This window comes from Vallitalea sediminicola (assembly GCF_054408565.1).
This window is the reverse complement of sequence record NZ_BTPT01000083.1, coordinates 25,229-46,537: the sequence shown is the minus strand read 5'-3', so window position 1 is coordinate 46,537 and position 21,309 is coordinate 25,229. Positions and strand designations below refer to the sequence as shown.

General features: G+C 30.6%; 16 protein-coding genes. 15 read left to right on the top strand and 1 reads right to left on the bottom strand.

Annotation, left to right across the window (positions count from 1 at the left end; genetic code table 11):
- The 4 genes from kamB to kamE all read left to right on the top strand — a co-directional run.
- The coding region (gene kamB, locus ACX6CF_RS24420; RefSeq protein ID WP_458787990.1) for a lysine 5,6-aminomutase reactivase subunit KamB at nt 1–914 on the top strand (914 nt) is incomplete at its 5' end.
- 4 nt (nt 915–918) lie between these two features.
- A complete protein-coding gene (gene kamC, locus ACX6CF_RS24415; RefSeq protein ID WP_458787989.1) occupies nt 919–2,415 on the top strand; it encodes a lysine 5,6-aminomutase reactivase ATPase KamC in 1,497 nt (498 codons plus the stop codon).
- Nucleotides 2,405–3,955, top strand: a complete 1,551-nt coding sequence (kamD, locus tag ACX6CF_RS24410; RefSeq protein ID WP_458787988.1) for a lysine 5,6-aminomutase subunit alpha — start codon at nt 2,405–2,407, stop codon at nt 3,953–3,955. Before kamC ends, kamD begins: the two co-directional genes overlap by 11 nt.
- Nucleotides 3,956–3,970: 15 nt before the next feature.
- The gene (kamE, locus tag ACX6CF_RS24405) at nt 3,971–4,753 is read left to right on the top strand and encodes a lysine 5,6-aminomutase subunit beta (protein ID WP_458787987.1); all 783 of its coding nucleotides are present in this window, start codon (nt 3,971–3,973) and stop codon (nt 4,751–4,753) included.
- 198 nt (nt 4,754–4,951) lie between these two features.
- On the opposite strand, the gene ACX6CF_RS24400 is transcribed toward kamE, so the two are convergent.
- Nucleotides 4,952–6,022, bottom strand: a complete 1,071-nt coding sequence (locus tag ACX6CF_RS24400; protein WP_458787986.1) for a uroporphyrinogen decarboxylase family protein — start codon at nt 6,020–6,022, stop codon at nt 4,952–4,954.
- A 126-nt stretch (nt 6,023–6,148) separates the two neighbouring features.
- Between ACX6CF_RS24400 and ACX6CF_RS24395 the strand changes: the two genes are divergently transcribed.
- The 11 genes from ACX6CF_RS24395 (at nt 6,149) to ACX6CF_RS24345 (ending at nt 21,300) form a co-directional block, all read left to right on the top strand.
- Nucleotides 6,149–6,979 carry a helix-turn-helix domain-containing protein gene (locus ACX6CF_RS24395; protein WP_458787992.1) on the top strand — a complete coding sequence of 277 codons (831 nt, stop codon included), beginning with the start codon at nt 6,149–6,151 and terminating at the stop codon, nt 6,977–6,979.
- Nucleotides 6,980–7,547: 568 nt separating this feature from the next.
- On the top strand, nt 7,548–7,811 hold the full coding sequence (locus ACX6CF_RS24390) for a hypothetical protein (RefSeq protein ID WP_458787985.1): 264 nt from the start codon (nt 7,548–7,550) through the stop codon (nt 7,809–7,811).
- A 238-nt stretch (nt 7,812–8,049) separates the two neighbouring features.
- Nucleotides 8,050–9,786, top strand: a complete 1,737-nt coding sequence (locus ACX6CF_RS24385; protein WP_458787984.1) for a sensor histidine kinase — start codon at nt 8,050–8,052, stop codon at nt 9,784–9,786.
- Nucleotides 9,787–9,849: 63 nt separating this feature from the next.
- Complete coding sequence (locus ACX6CF_RS24380) at nt 9,850–11,349, top strand: response regulator transcription factor (RefSeq protein ID WP_458787983.1); 1,500 nt, start codon at nt 9,850–9,852, stop codon at nt 11,347–11,349.
- 447 nt (nt 11,350–11,796) lie between these two features.
- Nucleotides 11,797–13,485: an extracellular solute-binding protein gene (locus ACX6CF_RS24375; RefSeq protein WP_458787982.1), complete on the top strand. Its 1,689-nt coding sequence runs from the start codon at nt 11,797–11,799 to the stop codon at nt 13,483–13,485.
- Between the two features lie 142 nt (nt 13,486–13,627).
- Nucleotides 13,628–14,518 (top strand): ABC transporter permease, encoded by an 891-nt coding sequence (locus ACX6CF_RS24370; protein ID WP_458787981.1) that lies wholly within the window; start codon nt 13,628–13,630, stop codon nt 14,516–14,518.
- Nucleotides 14,519–14,529: 11 nt separating this feature from the next.
- Entirely contained in the window at nt 14,530–15,411 is an 882-nt protein-coding gene (locus ACX6CF_RS24365; RefSeq protein ID WP_458787980.1) for a carbohydrate ABC transporter permease, read from the top strand.
- Between the two features lie 92 nt (nt 15,412–15,503).
- Nucleotides 15,504–16,265, top strand: a complete 762-nt coding sequence (locus tag ACX6CF_RS24360) for a PHP domain-containing protein (protein ID WP_458787979.1) — start codon at nt 15,504–15,506, stop codon at nt 16,263–16,265.
- A 248-nt stretch (nt 16,266–16,513) separates the two neighbouring features.
- On the top strand, nt 16,514–17,245 hold the full coding sequence (locus ACX6CF_RS24355) for a glycerophosphodiester phosphodiesterase family protein (protein ID WP_458787978.1): 732 nt from the start codon (nt 16,514–16,516) through the stop codon (nt 17,243–17,245).
- 454 nt (nt 17,246–17,699) lie between these two features.
- Complete coding sequence (gene hutH, locus ACX6CF_RS24350; RefSeq protein WP_458787977.1) at nt 17,700–19,235, top strand: histidine ammonia-lyase; 1,536 nt, start codon at nt 17,700–17,702, stop codon at nt 19,233–19,235.
- Between the two features lie 61 nt (nt 19,236–19,296).
- Nucleotides 19,297–21,300: a urocanate hydratase gene (locus ACX6CF_RS24345; protein ID WP_458787991.1), complete on the top strand. Its 2,004-nt coding sequence runs from the start codon at nt 19,297–19,299 to the stop codon at nt 21,298–21,300.
- The last annotated feature ends 9 nt before the right edge of the window (nt 21,301–21,309 follow it).

Here is a 21,309-nt window from a genome sequence, read left to right as displayed (position 1 = left end):
GTAAGTATACCCTTGGCCTTACCTCCATTGGAAGAGATGGAGAAGAAAAAGATATGGTAACAGGCACTAACAAGCCGAGAATATACGTCGGCAAAAATACTTTTGTAGCGACAGCTAAGCAATGTCTGATGACAAGTGATGTAACTATGGAGATTATTGATACTACTGGTATTGATACCCCAATGGGAGAAATTATTATTACTAGGTCGTTAAGTGATGGTTATATTGAACTTGCTGGACCTTCAGTAAATACTTCAATGAAAGAGATTTGCATTAAGTTAAGAGATTATGGATGTGACTATGTATTGTGTGATGGCGCTGTTTCAAGAAAAACATTTGCATCACCAACAATTACTGACTCAACAATTTTATGTACGGGTGCATCAGTCAACAAAGATATTTATAAAGTTGTTGATGAAACCGTTCATACAGTAAATCTTCTATCTATCAAAAGTGCAGATACTGATTTATCAAAATTATTATGGGGAAATAATGATTACAAAGTATGTTTGATTGATAAAAACCATGATATAAAATATCTTCCTGTTCTAACATCATTAGAAGCATCAGGAGATATTGTTGAAAATATTGATGAGCATACAAAATATATAGTTATAAAAGGTATTATATCAGATAGATTACTTCTAGGAATCATAGGGAGTACACATCTATATAAAAATATTATAATAATTATTGAAGATGGTACTAAGATGTTTGTTAGCGAAAAAGTATATGACATGTTTATAAGAAGCGGGGGGATGATTGAAGCATTAAATAGTATAAATCTAATTGGAGTTACCATTAATCCAGTATCTCCGTTTGGTTATGAATTCGAAAAGGGTAGACTGGAGTCCTTAATTAGTAGAGAGATAAATTTGCCTGTTTATAATGTAAGGGAAGATAAAAATTACTAGGGAGGTGGTCATAATAAAATATCTAGATAATAAAATAAAGGAAGAGATTGGTCTTAACTATGTATTTAATGAATTATATATTATTACTCCCTATGGAATGACCAGGAAGAAAAAGATTAGAGTCTATAATAGAATGGAAATGGATTTACTCCATAATGAACTAGATAATGTTGAAAATATAATTGATAGTCTGCAAAGGAACAAAGAGTCATATAGTGAAATTGAAAGAAATATGATGGAGTTTAAGGATATCACTAATCTTATTAAAAGATACAACAGGAATTATATATTAGATGAAGTAGAATTATTTGAAATCAAAAGTTTTGCTATAAATATCCAAAAGTTGTTAAGCACATATAAAACTCTTGAATTAGATATAGATATTGAATTATATTCCATGAAGAAAATCATCAAACTATTAAATCCTGAGAATAATACTTCCCATACTTTTTATATATATAATGCTTATAGCGGGGAGCTTGAAGGTATCAGAAATAAGAAAATGCAGTTAGAAAAAATAATATTCAAAGAAGAAGACCAAAAAAGAATTAAATTATTAAAAAATGAAAGATTGGATTTAGTAGTAGAGGAAGAAAAGTTAGAGAGTATCATCAAAAGGGATTTAAGTACAAAAATGTATGATTATATAGATAAAATCAAACATAATATTGATGCATTAGGTAGATTAGATATACTTATCGCAAAAGGAAAGATAGCAATAGAGTATTCAGCGGTAAAACCTAAAATAATGGAAAACATTAATATTTACTTTAAGGAAATGAAAAATCCCAAAGTAATAAATCATTTAGAAGAGAATAATAAAAATTACATACCTGTAAGTATTAGTTTGAAGAATGGAGTAACTGTTATTACAGGAGCCAATATGGGAGGAAAGAGTGTTACCATAAAAACCATGGTGCTGAACTTATTATTAGCCCAAATGGGTTTCTATGTATTTGCAAAGGAAGCTGAATTTTCTGTAATGGACTTTATCTACCTGATATCAGATGATATGCAATCCATAAGTAAAGGACTTAGTTCTTTTGGTGCAGAGATCATTAAGATAAATGAAGCTGTAAAAGATATTAAGAAAAGTAATGGATTCATAGGATTAGACGAATTCGCAAGAGTCACCAATCCGGGAGAAGGGTCCATTCTTTTGAGAGCTTTATGTAAATTTCTAAAAGGTTACAACACTATAAGCCTCATATCAACACATTATGATGGTATCATTGATGAAGATATGAAACATTATCAAGTAATAGGTCTGAAGAATGTTGATGAGTGTATATTAAAGAATAAAATAAATATAGATAAAGAAGACTCAACTCGCATTATCCAAGACAAAATGGATTATAGATTAGAGGTTGTAGATGAAAATTGTACTGTTCCAAAAGATGCTATAAAGGTAGCTAAGCTATTAGGACTTGATGAAAAAATATTAGACTATACAGAATCTATTTATTATCTAAAGAAGGTTGGTGGGTATAATGGAAAGTAAAATAAATCTTAATGTGGAGTTAGTTGATGATTGCAGAAATGCAGCAAGAAATATTGCTATAGAGACGCAAGAATTTATTGAAAGACATACGACTGTCTCTGTGGAAAGAACTGTATGCAGATTATTAGGAATTGATGGGGTAAATGATTATATGGTACCACTTCCTAATGTTGTGGTGGATAATATTAATAAAGGTGGAGGGTTATCAATTGGTGCGGCAATTTACATAGGTAATGCCATGATAAAGTATTCTTTGACACCACAAATGGTAGCTGAAAAAGTAGCAAGTGAGGAACTTGATTTAACGAAAATTCCTATGGGGGATATATTTGATATAAAAGTAGTACTTGATAAAACAGCAAAAGAGACAGTAGCTAAAATAAGAAAGAATAGTAATAGACGTGAAAAGCTATTAGAAGAATTTGGTGATAAGACAGAACCTTATCTATACGTAATAGTTGCTACTGGTAATATATATGAAGATATAACTCAAGCTGTAGCAGCAGCTAAACAAGGAGCAGATATAATAGCTGTTATAAGAACAACAGGGCAGAGTCTTCTTGATTATGTTCCATATGGAATAACTACAGAGGGATTTGGAGGTACTTATGCTACACAAGAAAACTTTCGCTTAATGAGAGAAGCTCTAGATGAAGTTTCTATAGAGTTAGGAAGATATATAAGATTGTGTAATTATTGTTCTGGATTATGTATGCCTGAAATAGCAGCAATGGGAGCTGTTGAGAGATTGGATGTAATGCTTAACGATGCCTTATATGGAATACTGTTCAGAGATATAAATATGCAGCGAACTATGATAGATCAGCATTTTTCTAGAATAATCAATGGATATGCAGGTGTAATAATTAATACTGGGGAGGATAATTATTTAACAACTTCAGATGCAGTAGAAGAAGCGCATACCGTTCTTGCTTCACAGTTTATTAATGAACAATTTGCCTTGTTGGCAGGATTGAAGGAAGAATTGATGGGTCTCGGTCATGCATTTGAAATGAATCCGGAATTAAAAGATGGATTTTTGATGGAATTGGCTCAAGCGCAGATGGCAAGAGAGATATTTCCGAAAGCACCATTAAAATATATGCCTCCAACAAAATTCATGACTGGTGATATCTTCAAGGGTCATGTTCAAAATACATTATTTAATATGGTTTCAATATTAACTAATCAAAAAATACACTTGTTAGGTATGTTAACAGAAGCTATTCATACACCTTTTATGGCAGATAGAGCGTTGTCTATAGAAAATGCCAGATATATTTTTAATAATATGCATTCTCTAGGAGATGAAATAACTTATAAAGAAGATGGCATTATTCAAAATAGAGCAAAAGAAGTTCTTAGTAAAACTAATGACCTATTATTAGAAATTGAGAAAGAAGGGCTTTTCAAGACTCTTGAAAAAGGTATATTTGCAGGTGTTAAGAGACCTATAGATGGTGGTAAAGGATTAGATGGAGTTATGTTGAAGGATAGAGAATACTTTAATCCTTTTATTGAATTGATGTTAGATAAATAGATAGGAGTGAGATACATGAGTGGTGGTTTATATTCTATGGAGAAAAGGGATTATGATACAACCCTTGATCTATGTAAGTTAGCTCCTTACGGAGATACAATGAATGATGGTAAGGTACAGTTAAGTTTTACATTACCAGTTGTTGATGATGAAAATGGAATGGAAGCGGCTAAGATTCTGGCTAAGAAAATGGGTATTACAGAGCCTTCAGTGGTTTGTCATAATGCTCTGGATAAAGAATTTACTTTTTATGTTGTATATGGTGGTGTGAGTCATAGAGTGGATTATACAAAAATCCATGTTGAGCGTATTGAAGTGAATACAATGGATATGAAAGAGATTAATAATTACATAAGAGAGCATATCAAAAGAAAAGTTGTAATAATTGGAGCGAGTACTGGTACCGATGCTCATACTGTAGGTATAGATGCAATTATGAATATGAAGGGTTATGCTGGACATTATGGATTAGAAAGATATGATATGATTGATGCTTATAATCTTGGCAGTCAAGTACCTAATGAGGAATTTATAAAAAAGGCTATAGAGTTGAAAGCTGATGTTCTTTTGGTTTCTCAGACAGTTACACAAAAGAATATACATATAGCTAATTTGACTAATCTTGTTGAATTACTGGAAGCTGAAGGATTAAGAGATAAGATTATACTTGTATGTGGTGGGCCAAGGATTACGCATGAGTTGGCGAAGGAAATAGGTTTTGATGCAGGGTTTGGTCCAGGTAAGTATGCTGATGATGTAGCTTCTTTTGTGGTAACACAGATTAAGGAGAGGAATTAATGTTAGTTTAAATAAGTCAGAAAAAGTGTTTTGTTCGGACTTGGGTTCTGCAAAATAGTATATGTATATACATATACTATTTTGCTTCTAATGATCGTTAATTTAGTCACAAAACACGTTTTCTTCTGAGTGCAGAATAATTAGTTTGTTTTTTTGATTATAGTTGAAGTTCTATAAGTGATTTATAATAATTAAATATTAAATTGGCTTGAAGTTTTTACAGGCGTCTACGTAAGCTAGTATATTTTCCCAGGGTACTTCGGGTTCTAATAAATGGGTTGGAGCACATATTAATCCGCCTTTTTTTCCGGCTAGAGTTAAATTTTTGATTACTTCTTCTTTTATTTCAGTAGGAGTTCCAAAGGGCATAGCAGTCTGAGTACCAATGGTACCGAAAAAAGAAATTTTGTCGCTGTATTTTTCGTGAATTTCATCAAAAGTCATACATTCCGGTTGAACTGGGTTAAGGACATCTACACCTACGTCTATGAGATGTGGTATGAATGGGGTGATGAAACCACAGCTGTGATAGAAGATTATTATATCAGGATTAATCTCTCTAACAGTATCTATAATCTTTTTTAATCTAGGTTTTAACCAAGTTACATACATATCTTCGCTGAGCATTATGCTGTTCTGCATTCCTACGTCGTCTCCGAAGAAGAGCATATCTGCTCCAGCTTTGACGAATGAAACTGCTCTTATAATGGATAATTCAGTTACACGGTCAAGTATAAATGTTGCTTTCTCAGGGTCAGTGATCATATCCATCATTAGTTGTTCCATACTGCGTAGATACCATGATAGTTCCCAAACTGTACATTGCATGTTACCCATAGCGGCTAAGCCTTTTGCGTGATATTCATCACATTGTAATCGTTGATGTGTATGGTCAGCATTAGCAAAATCGGGGAATGGATATGATTGAAGTTCTTCCATGATTGTCAGATCTTTCATAGGATGACGCATATATGTCATATGCATAGCTGCTTCGCTGCCTGGTTCATGAGCAACTCCCCATTCATCAATATAAGTCCCTTCTTTTAGTTGGAAGTTATAGTAAGAACGATATTTTTCAGTATCATGATTAATTAGTTTTCTATCTTCAATACAACGCCAAGGCATATCAAAGTATTCTTGATAAGATGTATTAGAATTAGTTTCCATTTTATATTTTTCTAACAATGATGGACATAAGTCGAAAAAAACAGGAGCCTCTTCATAACCTTGTCTTTTGATTAATGAGATTAAATTTTCTTTTTTTGTCATTATTTATACCTCCTTATATGTATAATATGGTATTATATTAATAAGTATAAATGCTGTTAATATAAATAAAAATGATATAAATGGTAAAATTAATGTAAAAAATGGTATGGAGATGGTGTGGTGAATATGCCTAAGGAACTTTTTGTGACAGATACTTGTTATTATCATATTAATCAAAAACCTATTGAAGGAATAATATCATGTGGATTTTTAACAAAAAACAATGAAAAAAGATTACATAATTTCATTTATTATGGTGGCTTCATTGTTCTAAGCGGCAAAGGTAAATATATTGGTGAAGATGGCAAGGTGATAGAGTTGAGACCTGGTTATTTTGTTCAGCGAAGACCAAATGTAAAACATACAACAGTTGTAGAATCAACTGAACCTTGGTTGGAATTTTATATTTGTATGGGTCCATCAATATATGAGTTATTAGGAGAAATAGGTATTATCAATACAGTTGATCCGGTTTTTAAGATTAAGCCAAATCATATACTTGTTAATCAGTGTACTAAATTATTAACAAGTTTTAAGGAAGCAAAAGAAAAAGATGTAAAGAAATTATTCATCAAGGTTCAAAATTTATTGATGTTGATTAATTCTCTCTATGAGCAATTAGATATCTTGAATGAAGAAGATAATTGCATTGATATGTTGTGTGATACATTAAGTCATGGGTTCCAGAGAAAAATAGATTTAAAAGAAGAAGCCAAGAAATATAACATGAGTTATGAAAAGCTGAGAAAAATTTTTAAACAACGAATAGGAGTTTCGCCACATAAATATTTAATTACAAAACGTATTAATGAAGCTCAGAGTATGTTGCATAATCCTAATCTTACCATATCTGAAATAGCTGATATGTTGGGTTTTTATGATTCGTATGCGTTTTCTAACCAGTTTAAAAAGATTGTTGGTGTATCTCCAAAAAAATTTCGGGGACAATCTAATTAATTTGACAAATGGTAAAATATTACAGAAATATTACAATTCCAAATAAAGGTTGCAATTTATTTGATAATAGGATATAATAGTTAACGGTTAAGATATTAAAAAACGAAAGAAATGTAAACGAGAAAAAGGAGGTTGTGTACAAATGTTAAACATGATAAAAATGAACTCAAAAGAAACTTCATATTGTAGTAATATTATACACGACTTGGACCTTTCAATATTTGATAGATAATTTATTGATTATAGATAATAGTAGCCGTAGGTCATGTATGATGCCCTAGGGTCTTTTTATGCATAAAAAAGTATTCAAAAAGCCATAGGGTAGCCCTATGGCTTTTTCTATGTTTGTAACCTTAATAGGATTACATAGAATTCTTATGATAAAGGAGGTTGAATAAATATGATGGTGATAAGATTTTAACTAGTAATTAGGGTAGCTAGAATTTTATGGGAGGATACTTATGAATATAATAGACGGAACATTGGGATTAAATATGTAGAAGCAAAGAATTGGTGAAAAATGTAGAATGAAATTATAAAAAATCAAAAAATAACAGGAGTTGATATTATGAGTGACATATCAATAATACAAGATATAGATAATATGGATAGTACAGATTATAAGGACAGCATCAAGGAGGGAATAAGAATGTCGACTATAAGTATGGCAATGAATATAGGTATATTCAAAGTGAATTTGACGGTTAATAAAAGTGATGAACTACTTAAAAAGAAAAAAAAGAGTCATCAATCTAAATTAAGGATAAAAGAAGCCATTAGGGCAAAAAATGAAAAGATAGATAAATATTCAATGTGTAATTTTATGATATAAGATAATATATAAAATTAGAATAGGAACTAGAATATATAGCCTGTATATAGGCATATATCTAGTTCCTATTTAATTAAAATGATATGTTTCAATAGTTAGAAATATTATTTTGAAATAAAAGTTATTGTATTTTGATAACTATCGGTGCTACAATGTATATTATAAATAAATATGCTGTAAATTAGCGAAAAATGTTATAAAATTAATGGTAAATGTTATTAAATGGAAGGATAGTCATATGAATAAGATTGTGCAATACATAAAAAAAACCCTGGGAAATATAAGTCTTAATCATAAATTTTCGATAATTATTACTGTTTCTGTCTTGATATGTGTTGGAGTGACATCTATATTTTCATTTTATATATTTGGAAAGTATAATCAGTTGTTATATCATAACACATCTCATATTCTAGAAATGACGATTGTTAATATAGAAAAAGACCTCAAGCAAATAGAAAGAATAACGGATTCTATTATTGGCGATCGTGTCATTCAAAATCAAATGCCCACTATACAAACAAAAAAAATGAATATTATGTATAGCGAATCGATTACAAATATTAGTAAAACCCTGAATGAATACTACTCAGATGAAAATATCATTTCCATGGCAATTTATACAGATAATCTACGTATTAATTGTGGTTGGAATTTTTTGGATGATAAAAATGAAGTAATACAAAGAGCAATTTCAGAAGCTAAAAATGCTGGTGGTAAAACAGTATGGTTATCAAGTGAACGTAGGGACTCAAGTGTAATATGTGCAAGGGATATAAGACAGGTAAAAAATCTTACTTTAGAAAGTATGGGAGTACTAGTTGTTCATGTTGATTTGAAAGATATATTAGAGAAACAATTGGTTTATTATAAAAAACTTAAGTATAACCCATTGATAAGTATAGTTTCACAAGAAGAAGTTTTATATAGTAACCTTGATATAGATTTGAAAATTAAAAGAAAAAGCTTGGATAATACTTATAGCATTATGAAAAATGGTAGAAATGAATACTTTGTAACAGAGATAGAGAATCTTTTCTTGCCATGGAAATATACAATATATATTCCTTTTGATTCTATAGGAGGTTCAATAAAATCTCTTAGATTAGTAATGGGAATAGTACTTGTCATAGTAATGCTTGGGGCATTTGGATTAAGCCTCAAAATAGTATCTCAGATCATAAAACATTTTGATACTCTAGTTGATAAGATGCATACATTCAAAAAAGGTAATTTTACTATTGATTGTGAATATGACTATACCAATAGAAATGATGAATTGGGATTTGTACATAGAAGTTTTGATGAAATGGTTAATGATATTAGGAAATTAGTAAATGATAATTATGTAAAACAACTTTTGATTAAAGATGCTCATATAAAATCGTTACAACAACAAATTAATCCACACTTTTTATTTAATATATTACAAACGGTTAATTGGATGGCAAAAGCCAATAATCAGACAGAAATATCTATCATCGTTGAATCTGTAGGTAAAATGTTGAGATTTGCATTAGATGAACAGAATAATGTAGTAGTGCTAGAAAAAGAATTAGAGAATACACAAAATTATATAGTTGTTCAAAAAATAAGATATAAAGGTAGATTAGAAACAGAGATAGATGTTTCGGATTGTTTATATAATGAAAAAATACCTAAAATGGCATTACAGGCTATTGTAGAAAATGCGATCAATCATGCCCTTGAGAACATGTTGGAGACCTGTATTATCAAGATTACCACTCAGGATACAGATAACTCATTTAATTTAATAGTAGAAGATAATGGTCCTGGAATTCAGGAGGATATGCTGGAAAAACTGGAAAATAAAACAGTTAAACCCTCTGGGCTAGGTATTGGGTTAACAAATATTCATAAGCGAATACAATTATTATTTTCAGATGAATATGGTCTTGAACTTCAAAATACAGGGCATGGAACGAGAGTAATAATAAAATTACCAAAAGGATAGTTTAAAACATTAATAATACATTTTACAACTATTATGATTAGTAAATTTACTAGGAGGATTATCATGTATAAACTATTACTAGTTGATGATGAAAGTATTGTAAGAGAAAGTATAAGTCAATTGATTAATTGGGAGAAATTTGATATAAGTCTTGTTGGAAGTTGTTCTAATGCTTTTGAAGCAATTGATATAGCAAAAAAAGGTAGAATAGATATTATTATTACAGATATCAAAATGCCTGTGATGAATGGTATAGAACTGATAAAGAATATAAAATCACTTGGTATCGATTGTGAATTCATTATTTTATCAGGTTACAACGAATTTGAGTTTGCTAAAAATGCAATGCAGGAGAACGTTAAGCATTATATATTGAAACCTTGTAGTGAAAAAGAAATTGAAGAAGCATTACTAAAAACTATTTCGGATATTAATGATAAGAGAATAATTCAAAAGAAGATGGAAGCTCAACAATTTGTTCAACATATCTTTTTGCAACAATTCATTAATCTGGTATTACAGAATAGGGAACCAGATCTGGAAATGGAACATTGGTTGAACATATTATTTTCAGAATATGATAAATTATTTTGGGTTAGCTTCAATTGTGATAATGATATAAATAATCCAAAAGGCGTCTATGATACTTTTCTAGAATTTGCTGATTCAACATCGTCAACGGTGATTTCATCTGTTATGAAAATTAATAATACATTAGGATGTTTCTATTTTTCAACAAATAATGAATTGCCTTATAATAAATTGACGTATCTACAGAGAAGACTATTGGAGAAATTAGGTAGTATGCCTGTGCTTAATAAAGTATTAAGATGTTCACCTAATGAACTATGCGATAATATTACTAAGATCTACAAAGACTCATCATACTATCTAATCATAAATAGGGATGGCATAAACAGATGTGATATAAAAGGAGCTTACAACGATGTAGACATTGCTGATATTCAAGAACAATTTATAAGATATATTACACGAGGTGATAAGCAAAGTATTGATAACCATATACAATCGTTGTTTTATAAATATGACAGAAATTTTTCTATTATGGTGTGTACTAAATTATTAATTAAATATTCATCGGCAGGTTTACTTGACACTAAGTATTTGACTAGCATTCTAAATAAAGTATACACGATAAATGAAATAAAAGAAGTGATTGGAATTTTCAGTGAAGTTATCAGTAGCTTGATTCGTATCGACGATAAAGATGAAAATTTTATTGATAAAATAACTAACTATATTAATGAACATCTAGATGATTCAAATCTTACTTTGAAGTGGTGTGCAAAAGAGTTGGTTTTTCTTAACGAAGACTATATTAGTAGAGCATTCACTAAACAAGTAGGTCAGAATTTTAAATCTTATCTTAATCATAAACGTATTGAAAGGGCTAAGAATCTAATAAGCCTCATGAGAGAAGATGAGAAGATATATACGGTAGCAGAGAAAATAGGATTAGGTCATAATCCACAATATTTTAGTAAGATATTTAAAAAAAGTACAGGATATACACCAAAGGAATATAGGGATTTATATAATTAATGTCGGATTTGTACACAAAACACCACATCTTTGTTTATTTATATAAATATTTATATCGGATATTATATATATATAGCAAAGAAGGGTGAATGAATATGAAAATATGTGTATATAATTTTTTGAAGTGCTATTTATCTCATTGATTTATCCAAGAAACATTTAATTTCTTAAAGAATAAGAAATTGTATTTATAGTTGAGAAGACTAACGGTTGTGTTGATAGGGGAGATGCCTTACTCCCATTTAGAGATCTTAACTATTTGATAAATGTTTGATTGGAGCAGGGGACAATTACAAAGTGCTGACTATATCGCATATTATTCAAGAACAAGAAATTACCCATGAAGATATGGGGCGTTTTTAAAAAAATATTCTTCATCCTTCAAGATTCAAGTTGCTTATAATGGTATGAATATATTAAATAACTAAAAACATGGAGGATCGGATAATGAAAAACAAGAAAAGCTGTTTATTAATAATATTATTAATAGTTAGTATGGTACTATCTGCATGTGGTACTGGAAAAAGCACATCAAAGGACAATGACTCCGACAAAGATAAAGTAAGTCAAGAAGATTCCCAAGTAATGACACCATTAGGTAAATACCCTGAAATGGTAACTCTAAATGTTGCAAAAACAATTGCAGCCAATCCTAATCTAGTTGATGGACAAACTCCAGAGGACAATATTTTACTTGATTGGATTCGTGATGAGTTAAATATTGATGTAAAAGTTGCATGGCAATCAGAAGGAAGTGAATATAATAATAAGCTTTCATTAAACATTGCAGCAGGAGCTTTACCTGATATGTTCATTATTCCAGCAGAAAACTATTTAACATTTAGACAAATGGTAGATAATGATTTATTAGCAGATTTAACAGATATATATGATAAATGTGCTGGTGAGTATATGAAGAGTACATACGAATCATATAATGGCAAGAATCTAGAGCCTTTAACTATTGATGGAAAATTAAGAGCTATTTCTAGTGCTAGCTTAGGATATGGACATAATGTTCTATGGTTACGTAAGGACTGGATGGATAAACTTGGGTTAGAAGAACCTAAGACTATGGATGATATTAAACATATATTAAAAGAATTCATTGATAAAGATCCAGGAAACAATGGCGCTGGTAATACAGTTGGTTTAGCATTAAGCGCAACTAAACCTGTTGGTGGATATGCAAACCAATATGGAGCTGAACCAATATTCCACAGTTTAGGAGCATTTCCTTCACAATGGATGCAAGATGAGAATGGAAAAATATTCTATGGTTCAACAGCACCTGAAGTAAAAGAAGGATTGAAAATTCTAAGAGACATGTATAGTGATGGTTTAATAGATAAACAATTCTTAACACGTCTTGGAACAGGTGAAACAGAAGCATTATTGACTGCAGGATTAGCAGGAGCATATTTTGGACCTTGGTGGGCAGTGCCTGGTGACATAATTAAAACAGATCCTAATGCTGAATTTATTGCAGTTAATGCACCACTTGATGCAAATGGAAAATTCAATCACCTTAATCCATCACCAACTGGTGACTTATTAGCAATTAATAAGAACTTCAAAAATCCAGAAGCACTATTTAAGATTGTTAACTTATCCTTTGATATGTATAGAGGATTTAATGTAGAAGGAAATAAAGCAATCCAACCACTAATTGATAAAGGAATTAGTAGAGTAGCGTTATTCCCAACAGGTAATTTTAATATTGATTACTACGATGTAGTACCAAAATTAGGTAAATTGACAAAAGACCTTGTCGAAACTGGTGAATTACATAAAGATGAAACTACATCAGATTATGATATAGCCCAAGCTCAATATGCGAAAGATTATGTAGATGGTGTCAGTAAAGACAAAAACCATTTTAAAGCATATGAAAGAAGATATTTATCATCTAATATTTTAGATACACCTGAAAATAATCCAGTAGATGTAGCATACGCTTATACAACTGAATCTTCAGCAAGACTAAAACCTACTCTTGATAAATTAGAAGATCAAATATTTTTACAAATTATTATTGGAGAAAAATCACTTGATTATTTTGACGAATTTGTAGAACAATGGTACAAATTAGGTGGAGATGTATTAACTAAAGAAGTAGAAGACATTTTGAACTAATATAGATTCAATTAATATTAATCGCCTATAATATTAGGCGGTTAATATTATAATAGGGTAGAAATTAAATAATAATATAATTATATATAAAATATCCTTGGTTGTCTAAGATGGTGTACTAAATTATTAGGAGGAACATATTTTGAAAAGTAAGGTTAATCAGTTATATTATCATGCTATGTTATTACCAGGGATGGTAGCATTAATAATTTTTAGTATCATTCCTATGGGTGGAATAATTATGGCTTTTCAAAATTTCCAACCTGCAAAAGGAATTTTACATTCGGATTTTGTTGGATGGGATAATTTTAAACGTATTTTATTATTACCTGATTCAAAGCAGATTTTTTTCAATACAATAATAATTGCAGTATCTAAAATATTCATAGGAATGATAATTGCAGTTGTTTTTGCTCTTTTATTAAATGAATGTAGAATATTATTATTTAAAAGAGCGGTACAGACTATTGTTTATTTACCTCACTTCTTATCATGGGTAATATTAGCAGTTATGTTCAGTAATGTTTTTTCATATACAGGTATTGTTAATCAAGTTGTTACATTTTTTGGTGGAGAACCATCCATGTATTTGGTCAGTAATAAGTGGTTCCGGTCTATCATGATTGGTGGAGACGTTTGGAAAAACTTTGGTTATAATGCAATTATCTATGTTGCTGCAATGACTAGTATAGATCCTACACTTTATGAAGCAGGAGATATTGATGGTGCTAGTCGCTGGCAAAAAATAAAAAGTATTACATTACCTGGAATTTTACCTACTATTATATTGATGACTACACTAAATATGGGTAAAGTGATGAATGCAGGTTTTGAGCAGATTTTTAATATGTATAGTCCTTTGGTATATCAAACCGGAGACATTATAGATACATATGTTTATAGAGTTGGTTTAGTTAATCTACAATATAGTTTCGGTACGGCAGTAGGTTTAATGAAATCGGTAATCAGCTTTGTGTTGCTTGTTGTGTCATATAAATTGGCAGCTAAGTATTCGGATTATAGAATTTTCTAGGAGGAACTAAAATGAGAAAAAAAATTACAATAGCTGATGTTATAATAGGTATTATACTCATTTTCTGTGCTTTTTCCTGCTTAATGCCTATACTTAATACCATTGCCATATCTTTTAGTGATAGAACTAGTGCAGCATTAGGAAAAGTATATTATTGGCCAGTTAATTTTACTATAGCGGCTTATGAAGCTATGATACATGAGAGTCAGTTTATAATATCATTTTTAAATTCAATATATAGAGTGTTAATAGGTGTGTCCATCAATATGTTGCTTTCAATTTTAATGGCATATCCATTAGCGAAAGATACAAAAACGTTTAAATACAAAAAAGTTTACATGTGGATAATAATAGTTACGATGATGTTTAATGGTGGTTTGGTGCCTACATTTTTGGTTATCAAAAATTTAGGATTAATGGATACAATATGGTCATTGGTTTTACCAACGGCTGTTCCAGTATTCAATGTAATACTTCTCATGAACTTCTTTAAAGGTGTGCCTAATTCATTAGAAGAAGCGGCTGAAGTAGATGGAGCTAATCCAATGCAGATATTATGGAAGATATTTGTACCTATTTCAAAACCTGCTTTAGCTACGATTGGATTATTCGCTATAGTAGCTCATTGGAATGCATTCTTTGATGGTAAAATTTATATTAATTCTCCAGCAAAATTACCATTACAGACTTATATTCAATCATTAACAGTTGATCTGAATCCTGAAAGAATGGCTAACATGACGCCAGATCAAATTGAAAGACAGATGGCTATGTCTAGTTTAACCTTCAACTCAGCTAAGGTTATTGTTTCCATGGTGCCTATTCTGCTGATATATCCATTCATACAAAAATATTTTGTAACTGGAATTGTTGTAGGAGCGGTTAAAGAATAAGAGAATATTTAATATTGAAATAAGGTATTGAGATTACATTATATACAATACCTTATTTTGATTTATAATAAACATAAGAAAGGAAGATTATTATGAAAATTGATTTACATGTACATGCTAAGGAACGTTCAGCTTGTAGTATAGCAAGCGAAAAAGAACACATAGAATCTGCGATAAGATTTGGGTTGGATGGATTGGTTTTTACAGACCATAATAGGATTTCTTCAAAAGAGCATATTAATGAATTAAATAAGAAATATAAGCCATTTAGGATATACAGTGGAATTGAAATCACTATAAAAGATAAAGGCGAAGATATTTTGGTTATTGGGATAAATGACAAGATATTGGAAGAAAAAGACTGGTCTTATGATGAACTATATAAATATGTTAGAGAGAATAATGGATTTATTGCATTAGCTCATCCATATAGATATAAAGATCATGTTAATGTAGATATAGAGAATTACATACCAGATGCTATAGAAATTCATTCAACTAATATTGGTAAGGATGATGAGCAGAACATTAAAAATCTAGCAAGAAGATTAAAGACAAAGCTGATAAATAATTCTGATGGACATGACTCCCAGCATGTGGGTATTTATTATAATGATTTGGAGTATACTCCACAAGATGATGCTGAACTAGTGGAGATATTGAAAGCAGGTAAATATAGATGTGAACCAAGTAGCATTAGAGTAAAGATATTCAATGAAAAAGTGAAAAAGCAGGAAGAGATAATAAGAGAACTTATAAAAGAAGGAAAAGATAAAAAATATTATCAAGAAACTACAGGAAATTGGGAAGGTCAATTTGATAGAGTTGCAATGGGAAAATCTTATGAAATTTAACCTGTAATTAGATAAAAAAAATATTAATTTAATAGAGCGATATATTAACTGTAGTATGTTAATATAATGCTCTATTTTTATGTTTAACAGGACTAATCAAATTTAGAGTTTTGTTAAATATAGTTAATTATTATGTTAAAGTTATTTTATTCTATTGAAAAAATTTCATAAGTTTATTATCATATAAAATGTAGATTATTGATTTGCTTAATTTATTTATGAATAAATATTAAGGAAGAAGGATTATTATGGATTCTAGAATGAAATGGTTAGCAGAGGATAAAATAGCTCATAGAGGATATCATAATAGCAAGTATCCAGAAAATTCAATGGGGGCTTTTAAAAGAGCCATGGATCATGGATTTTCAATTGAGTTGGATATACATATGTTATTAGATGGTGAAATAGTTGTTTTTCATGATGACAATTTGAAAAGGGTGACAGGGGTAGATAAGGATATTGAAAAGTGTACATATAAGGAAATAAAAAATCTTAAGTTATTACATTCTGATGAGACTATTCCTTTATTCCAAGATGTATTAGATGAAGTAAATGGAAAAGTTGGTATTATGATAGAATTAAAGAATATGAAAAAGGCTGGTTCATTAGAAGAAAAGAGTTTTGAAATGCTTAAGAATTATAAAGGAAGATTTATAATACAATCTTTTAATCCTTTATCAGTAGCCTGGTTTTATAAAAATGCACCAGAAATTATTCGAGGTCAGCTTTCGGGTTATTTCAAGAATGATAAGGTATCAATTGTATCTAAGATGTTACTGAGAAACTATTTGTTGAATTTCTTAAGTAAACCTGATTTTGTTAATTACGATATTAATTATCTGCATAGATTACCAGTAAAATTATTAAGGGCTAAAGGCAAGTTTGTTTTTGGTTGGACAGCTAGGAGTAAGACGGAATATTGTAATGCGTTAAAGAGATGTGAAAATGCTGTATTTGAAGATTTTAATCCTTGTGAGTAAATATAGGTGAATATAGATTACTATAAATAAATAATTAACAACAATCTAAGCTAGATTTTAACTAGCTTTTTTTGTATGGAATTTTTAATTATATAGAAGAGTAAATTTGGTAACATTTAATCAAATAATTAAAAATTGTAAAAATCTAGGTATGGTTAATTTATTAAAACATAAGCAACTATCAAGTTAATAATAGTTATTAATTTATGAAGTAATTTATTTAAAATAAAGATAATTTTATATTGAGAATATTCTTGAAAATATTACCCTATCACCTCTTTATCATGGTAAAACTCTAACTTATAATAGAAATTTCAAAAAATATTGATTATATTCTTGGGATGGTTTACAATTTAATTAGACACTAAAAAAAGATTATTTACAAAGAGGAAAATATCATTTTGTAAATATAACGGCAAAACATTTCTAAAGAATATACTAAAAAATAAGTGGGGTGTTTTTATTGAATACGGTTTATGTTGACGGAAATAATTTAACATTAGAAGAAGTAGTAAATGTTGCTAGACACAACAAAAAAGTTGGGATTTCAAAGGAAGCAATAGAGAAAGTGAATAAGTCTAGAAAATATGTTGATGAGATAGTTGACAAAGAAAAAATTGTATATGGAATCACAACTGGATTTGGTAAATTCAGCAATGTAGTTATTTCAAAAGACCAAGTTGAAACTCTTCAAGTAAGTTTAATTAAAAGTCATGCTTGTGGCGTTGGTAATCATTTTCCAATTGAAACGGTTAGAGCAATTATGCTCCTTAGAGTTAACGCACTAACAAAAGGTTATTCAGGTATCAAGCTTACGACTCTTAATACATTGGTAGAGATGATTAATAAAGGGGTGCATCCAGCTATTCCAGAAAAAGGTTCTCTTGGTTCAAGCGGTGATTTGGCTCCATTGGCACATATGGTACTAGTAATGTTAGGTGAAGGTGAAGCTTATTATAATGGTCAACTAATAAGTGGTAAGGAAGCTATGAATCAAGCAGGTATTGAACCAATTAGCTTAAGTGCAAAAGAAGGTCTTGCGTTAATCAACGGAACTCAAGTACTTACAGCAGTAGGGGCATTAACTACATACGATGCATTAAAACTTGCAAAATTATCTGATGTATCAGCCTCTCTTACTTTTGAAGCTTTAAGAGGGATTACAGATGTTTTTGATGAAAAAGTACACCTATTAAGAAATCATATAGGTCAGATGAAGTGTTCAAAAAACATGTTGAAAATATTAGATGGTAGTAATCTTACAACAAGACAAGGGGAAATAAAAGTACAGGATCCTTACTCATTAAGATGTGTTCCTCAGATACATGGAGCAAGTAAGGATGCAATAAATTATGTATTAGACAAGGTAAATAAAGAAATAAATGCAGCAACTGATAACCCATTAATATTTCCGGACGAAGATGAAGTTATATCATGTGGTAATTTTCATGGTCAGCCTATGGCGCTAGCATTTGATTTTCTTGGTATCGCACTTGCTGAACTAGCTAACTCAGCTGAGAGAAGAATTGAAAGATTAGTAAACCCTAATCTCAGTGGATTACCAGGATTTTTAACAGAACATGGAGGACTTAACTCAGGTTTCATGATTGCTCAATATACAGCGGCTTCATTAGTATCTGAAAATAAGGTATTAGCCCATCCAGCAAGTGTTGACTCTATACCATCATCGGCCAATCAAGAAGATCATGTAAGTATGGGGTCTATAGCTGCAAGAAAAGCGAGAGATATACTCTATAACACTACAAGGGTTATTGCCATAGAACTTCTATCAGCTTCACAAGCATTAGAATTCAGAGAAGAAAAGAAATTGGGAAAAGGTACAGAAATAGCATATGAACTAGTTAGATCAGAAGTTGATAAATTGATGGAAGATAGAATTATGTATATTGACATTGAAAAAATTATTGGTTTGGTTACAAGCAACAAAATGATTGATGATGTAGAATTAGGTATAGGAGAATTGCTGTAAACTAATTTTATTATATTAAGGGGATGGTTTTTTGTTAAGTAATTCAGAAGTATTTAATATGATGGATATCAAATTGGATTTTAAAGAGGGTTTACCAGAATATCCAAAGTTTCAAGATGGAATAAGAAGAGCACCTAAAAGAGAGTTTACACTAACACAGGACGAGACCGAATTAGCTCTGAAAAATGCATTAAGATACATTCCAGAAGAATATCATGAAGAATTAGCACCAGAATTTTTACATGAATTATTGACTAAAGGACGTATATATGGTTATAGGTTCCGTCCAGAAGGTAAAATCGCAGGAAGACCTATTGAGGAATATGAAGGTAAATGTGTTGAAGGTAAAGCTTTTCAAGTAATGATAGATAATAATCTGAATTTTGATATAGCTCTATATCCATATGAATTAGTGACTTATGGAGAATCTGGTAGAGTATTTCAGAATTGGATGCAATACAGATTAGTCAAGAAGTATCTAAAAGAGTTAACAAAAGATCAAACATTGGTTATCGCATCTGGTCATCCACTTGGATTATTCCATTCAAGGGAAGAGGCACCCAGGGTTATGATAACTAATGGTCTAATGGTGGGGGCATATGATGATTATGATAATTTCAATAGAGCAGCTGCACTAGGGGTTGCTAATTATGGACAAATGACAGCAGGGGGATGGATGTATATTGGACCTCAGGGTATCGTTCATGGAACATACAGTACCCTTCTCAATGCTGGTAGATTAAAACTTGATATTGGAGAAAATGAGGACTTATCTGGTAAATTATTTGTTACTTCTGGACTTGGAGGCATGAGTGGTGCACAAGGAAAAGCAATAATAATATCCGGTGGTATTGGTATCATTGCTGAAGTAGATTATTCAAGAATTAAAACTAGATATGAGCAAGGTTGGATAAGTGAAATTACCAGTACTCCAAAAGAAGCATTTTCTCTAGCAAATGAGTGCAAGGATAATAATAAATCATATGCCATAGCGTACCATGGAAATATTGTTGATTTACTACAATATGCAGTAGAAGAAAGTATTCATATAGACCTACTATCAGATCAAACTTCTTGTCATGAAGTGTATAATGGCGGATATTGTCCACAGGGAATTACTTTTGAAGAAAGAACAAGAATGTTAGAAAATGATAAGAAGAATTTCAAGATATTGGTTGATAAAACACTTAAGAATCATTTTGAAGTTATTAAGGAATTGGTATCAAGAGGAACTTATTTCTTTGACTATGGTAATTCATTTATGAAAGCTATATATGATTCAGGTATCATGGAGATTTCTAAGAATGGCAGAAATGATAAAGACGGATTTATATGGCCTTCATATGTAGAAGATATACTTGGACCGGGACTGTTTGATTATGGATATGGACCTTTTAGATGGGTTTGTTTAAGTGGCAAAGAAGAAGATTTGACTCAAACAGATAAAGCTGCTATGGATTGCATAGATCCTTCAAGGAGATATCAAGATAGAGATAATTACATTTGGATAAAAGATGCCAAGAAAAATAAATTGGTTGTTGGAACTAAGGCGAGAATATTGTATCAAGATGCTTTTGGAAGATTGAAAATAGCACTTAGATTCAATGAAATGGTTAGAAAAGGGGAAGTAGGTCCTATTATGCTAGGTCGTGACCATCATGATACAGGAGGAACGGATTCTCCATTTAGAGAAACTTCTAACATAAAAGATGGTAGCAATATTATGGCTGACATATCTACTCATATATTTGCTGGAAACAGTGCTAGAGGTATGAGCTTGGTTACTCTACATAATGGTGGTGGAGTAGGCATAGGTAAGGCAATAAATGGTGGATTCGGAATGGTTCTTGATGGAAGTAGAAGAGTGGATGAAATCCTTAAAAACGCAATCTTATGGGATGTTATGGGAGGTGTGGCTAGAAGAGCTTGGGCAAGATGTGAAAATGCAGTAGAGACTTGTGTTGAATATAACGAGATGATGAGTGGACTTGACCATATTACACTACCTTTTATAGCTGATGATGAAATGATTTCACAGGAAGTCAAAAAAGTTTACGGTAAATAGGGAGGATAA

Coding starts and splice junctions, on each gene's coding strand:
- ACX6CF_RS24385 (WP_458787984.1), top strand. CDS start 8,050: ATGAATAAGATTGTGCAATACATAAAAAAAACCCTGGGAAATATAAGT.
- ACX6CF_RS24380 (WP_458787983.1), top strand. CDS start 9,850: ATGTATAAACTATTACTAGTTGATGATGAAAGTATTGTAAGAGAAAGT.
- ACX6CF_RS24355 (WP_458787978.1), top strand. CDS start 16,514: ATGGATTCTAGAATGAAATGGTTAGCAGAGGATAAAATAGCTCATAGA.
- ACX6CF_RS24375 (WP_458787982.1), top strand. CDS start 11,797: ATGAAAAACAAGAAAAGCTGTTTATTAATAATATTATTAATAGTTAGT.
- kamD (WP_458787988.1), top strand. CDS start 2,405: ATGGAAAGTAAAATAAATCTTAATGTGGAGTTAGTTGATGATTGCAGA.
- kamE (WP_458787987.1), top strand. CDS start 3,971: ATGAGTGGTGGTTTATATTCTATGGAGAAAAGGGATTATGATACAACC.
- ACX6CF_RS24390 (WP_458787985.1), top strand. CDS start 7,548: ATGAGTGACATATCAATAATACAAGATATAGATAATATGGATAGTACA.
- ACX6CF_RS24360 (WP_458787979.1), top strand. CDS start 15,504: ATGAAAATTGATTTACATGTACATGCTAAGGAACGTTCAGCTTGTAGT.
- ACX6CF_RS24365 (WP_458787980.1), top strand. CDS start 14,530: ATGAGAAAAAAAATTACAATAGCTGATGTTATAATAGGTATTATACTC.
- ACX6CF_RS24395 (WP_458787992.1), top strand. CDS start 6,149: ATGCCTAAGGAACTTTTTGTGACAGATACTTGTTATTATCATATTAAT.
- ACX6CF_RS24400 (WP_458787986.1), bottom strand. CDS start 6,022: ATGACAAAAAAAGAAAATTTAATCTCATTAATCAAAAGACAAGGTTAT.
- ACX6CF_RS24345 (WP_458787991.1), top strand. CDS start 19,297: ATGGATATCAAATTGGATTTTAAAGAGGGTTTACCAGAATATCCAAAG.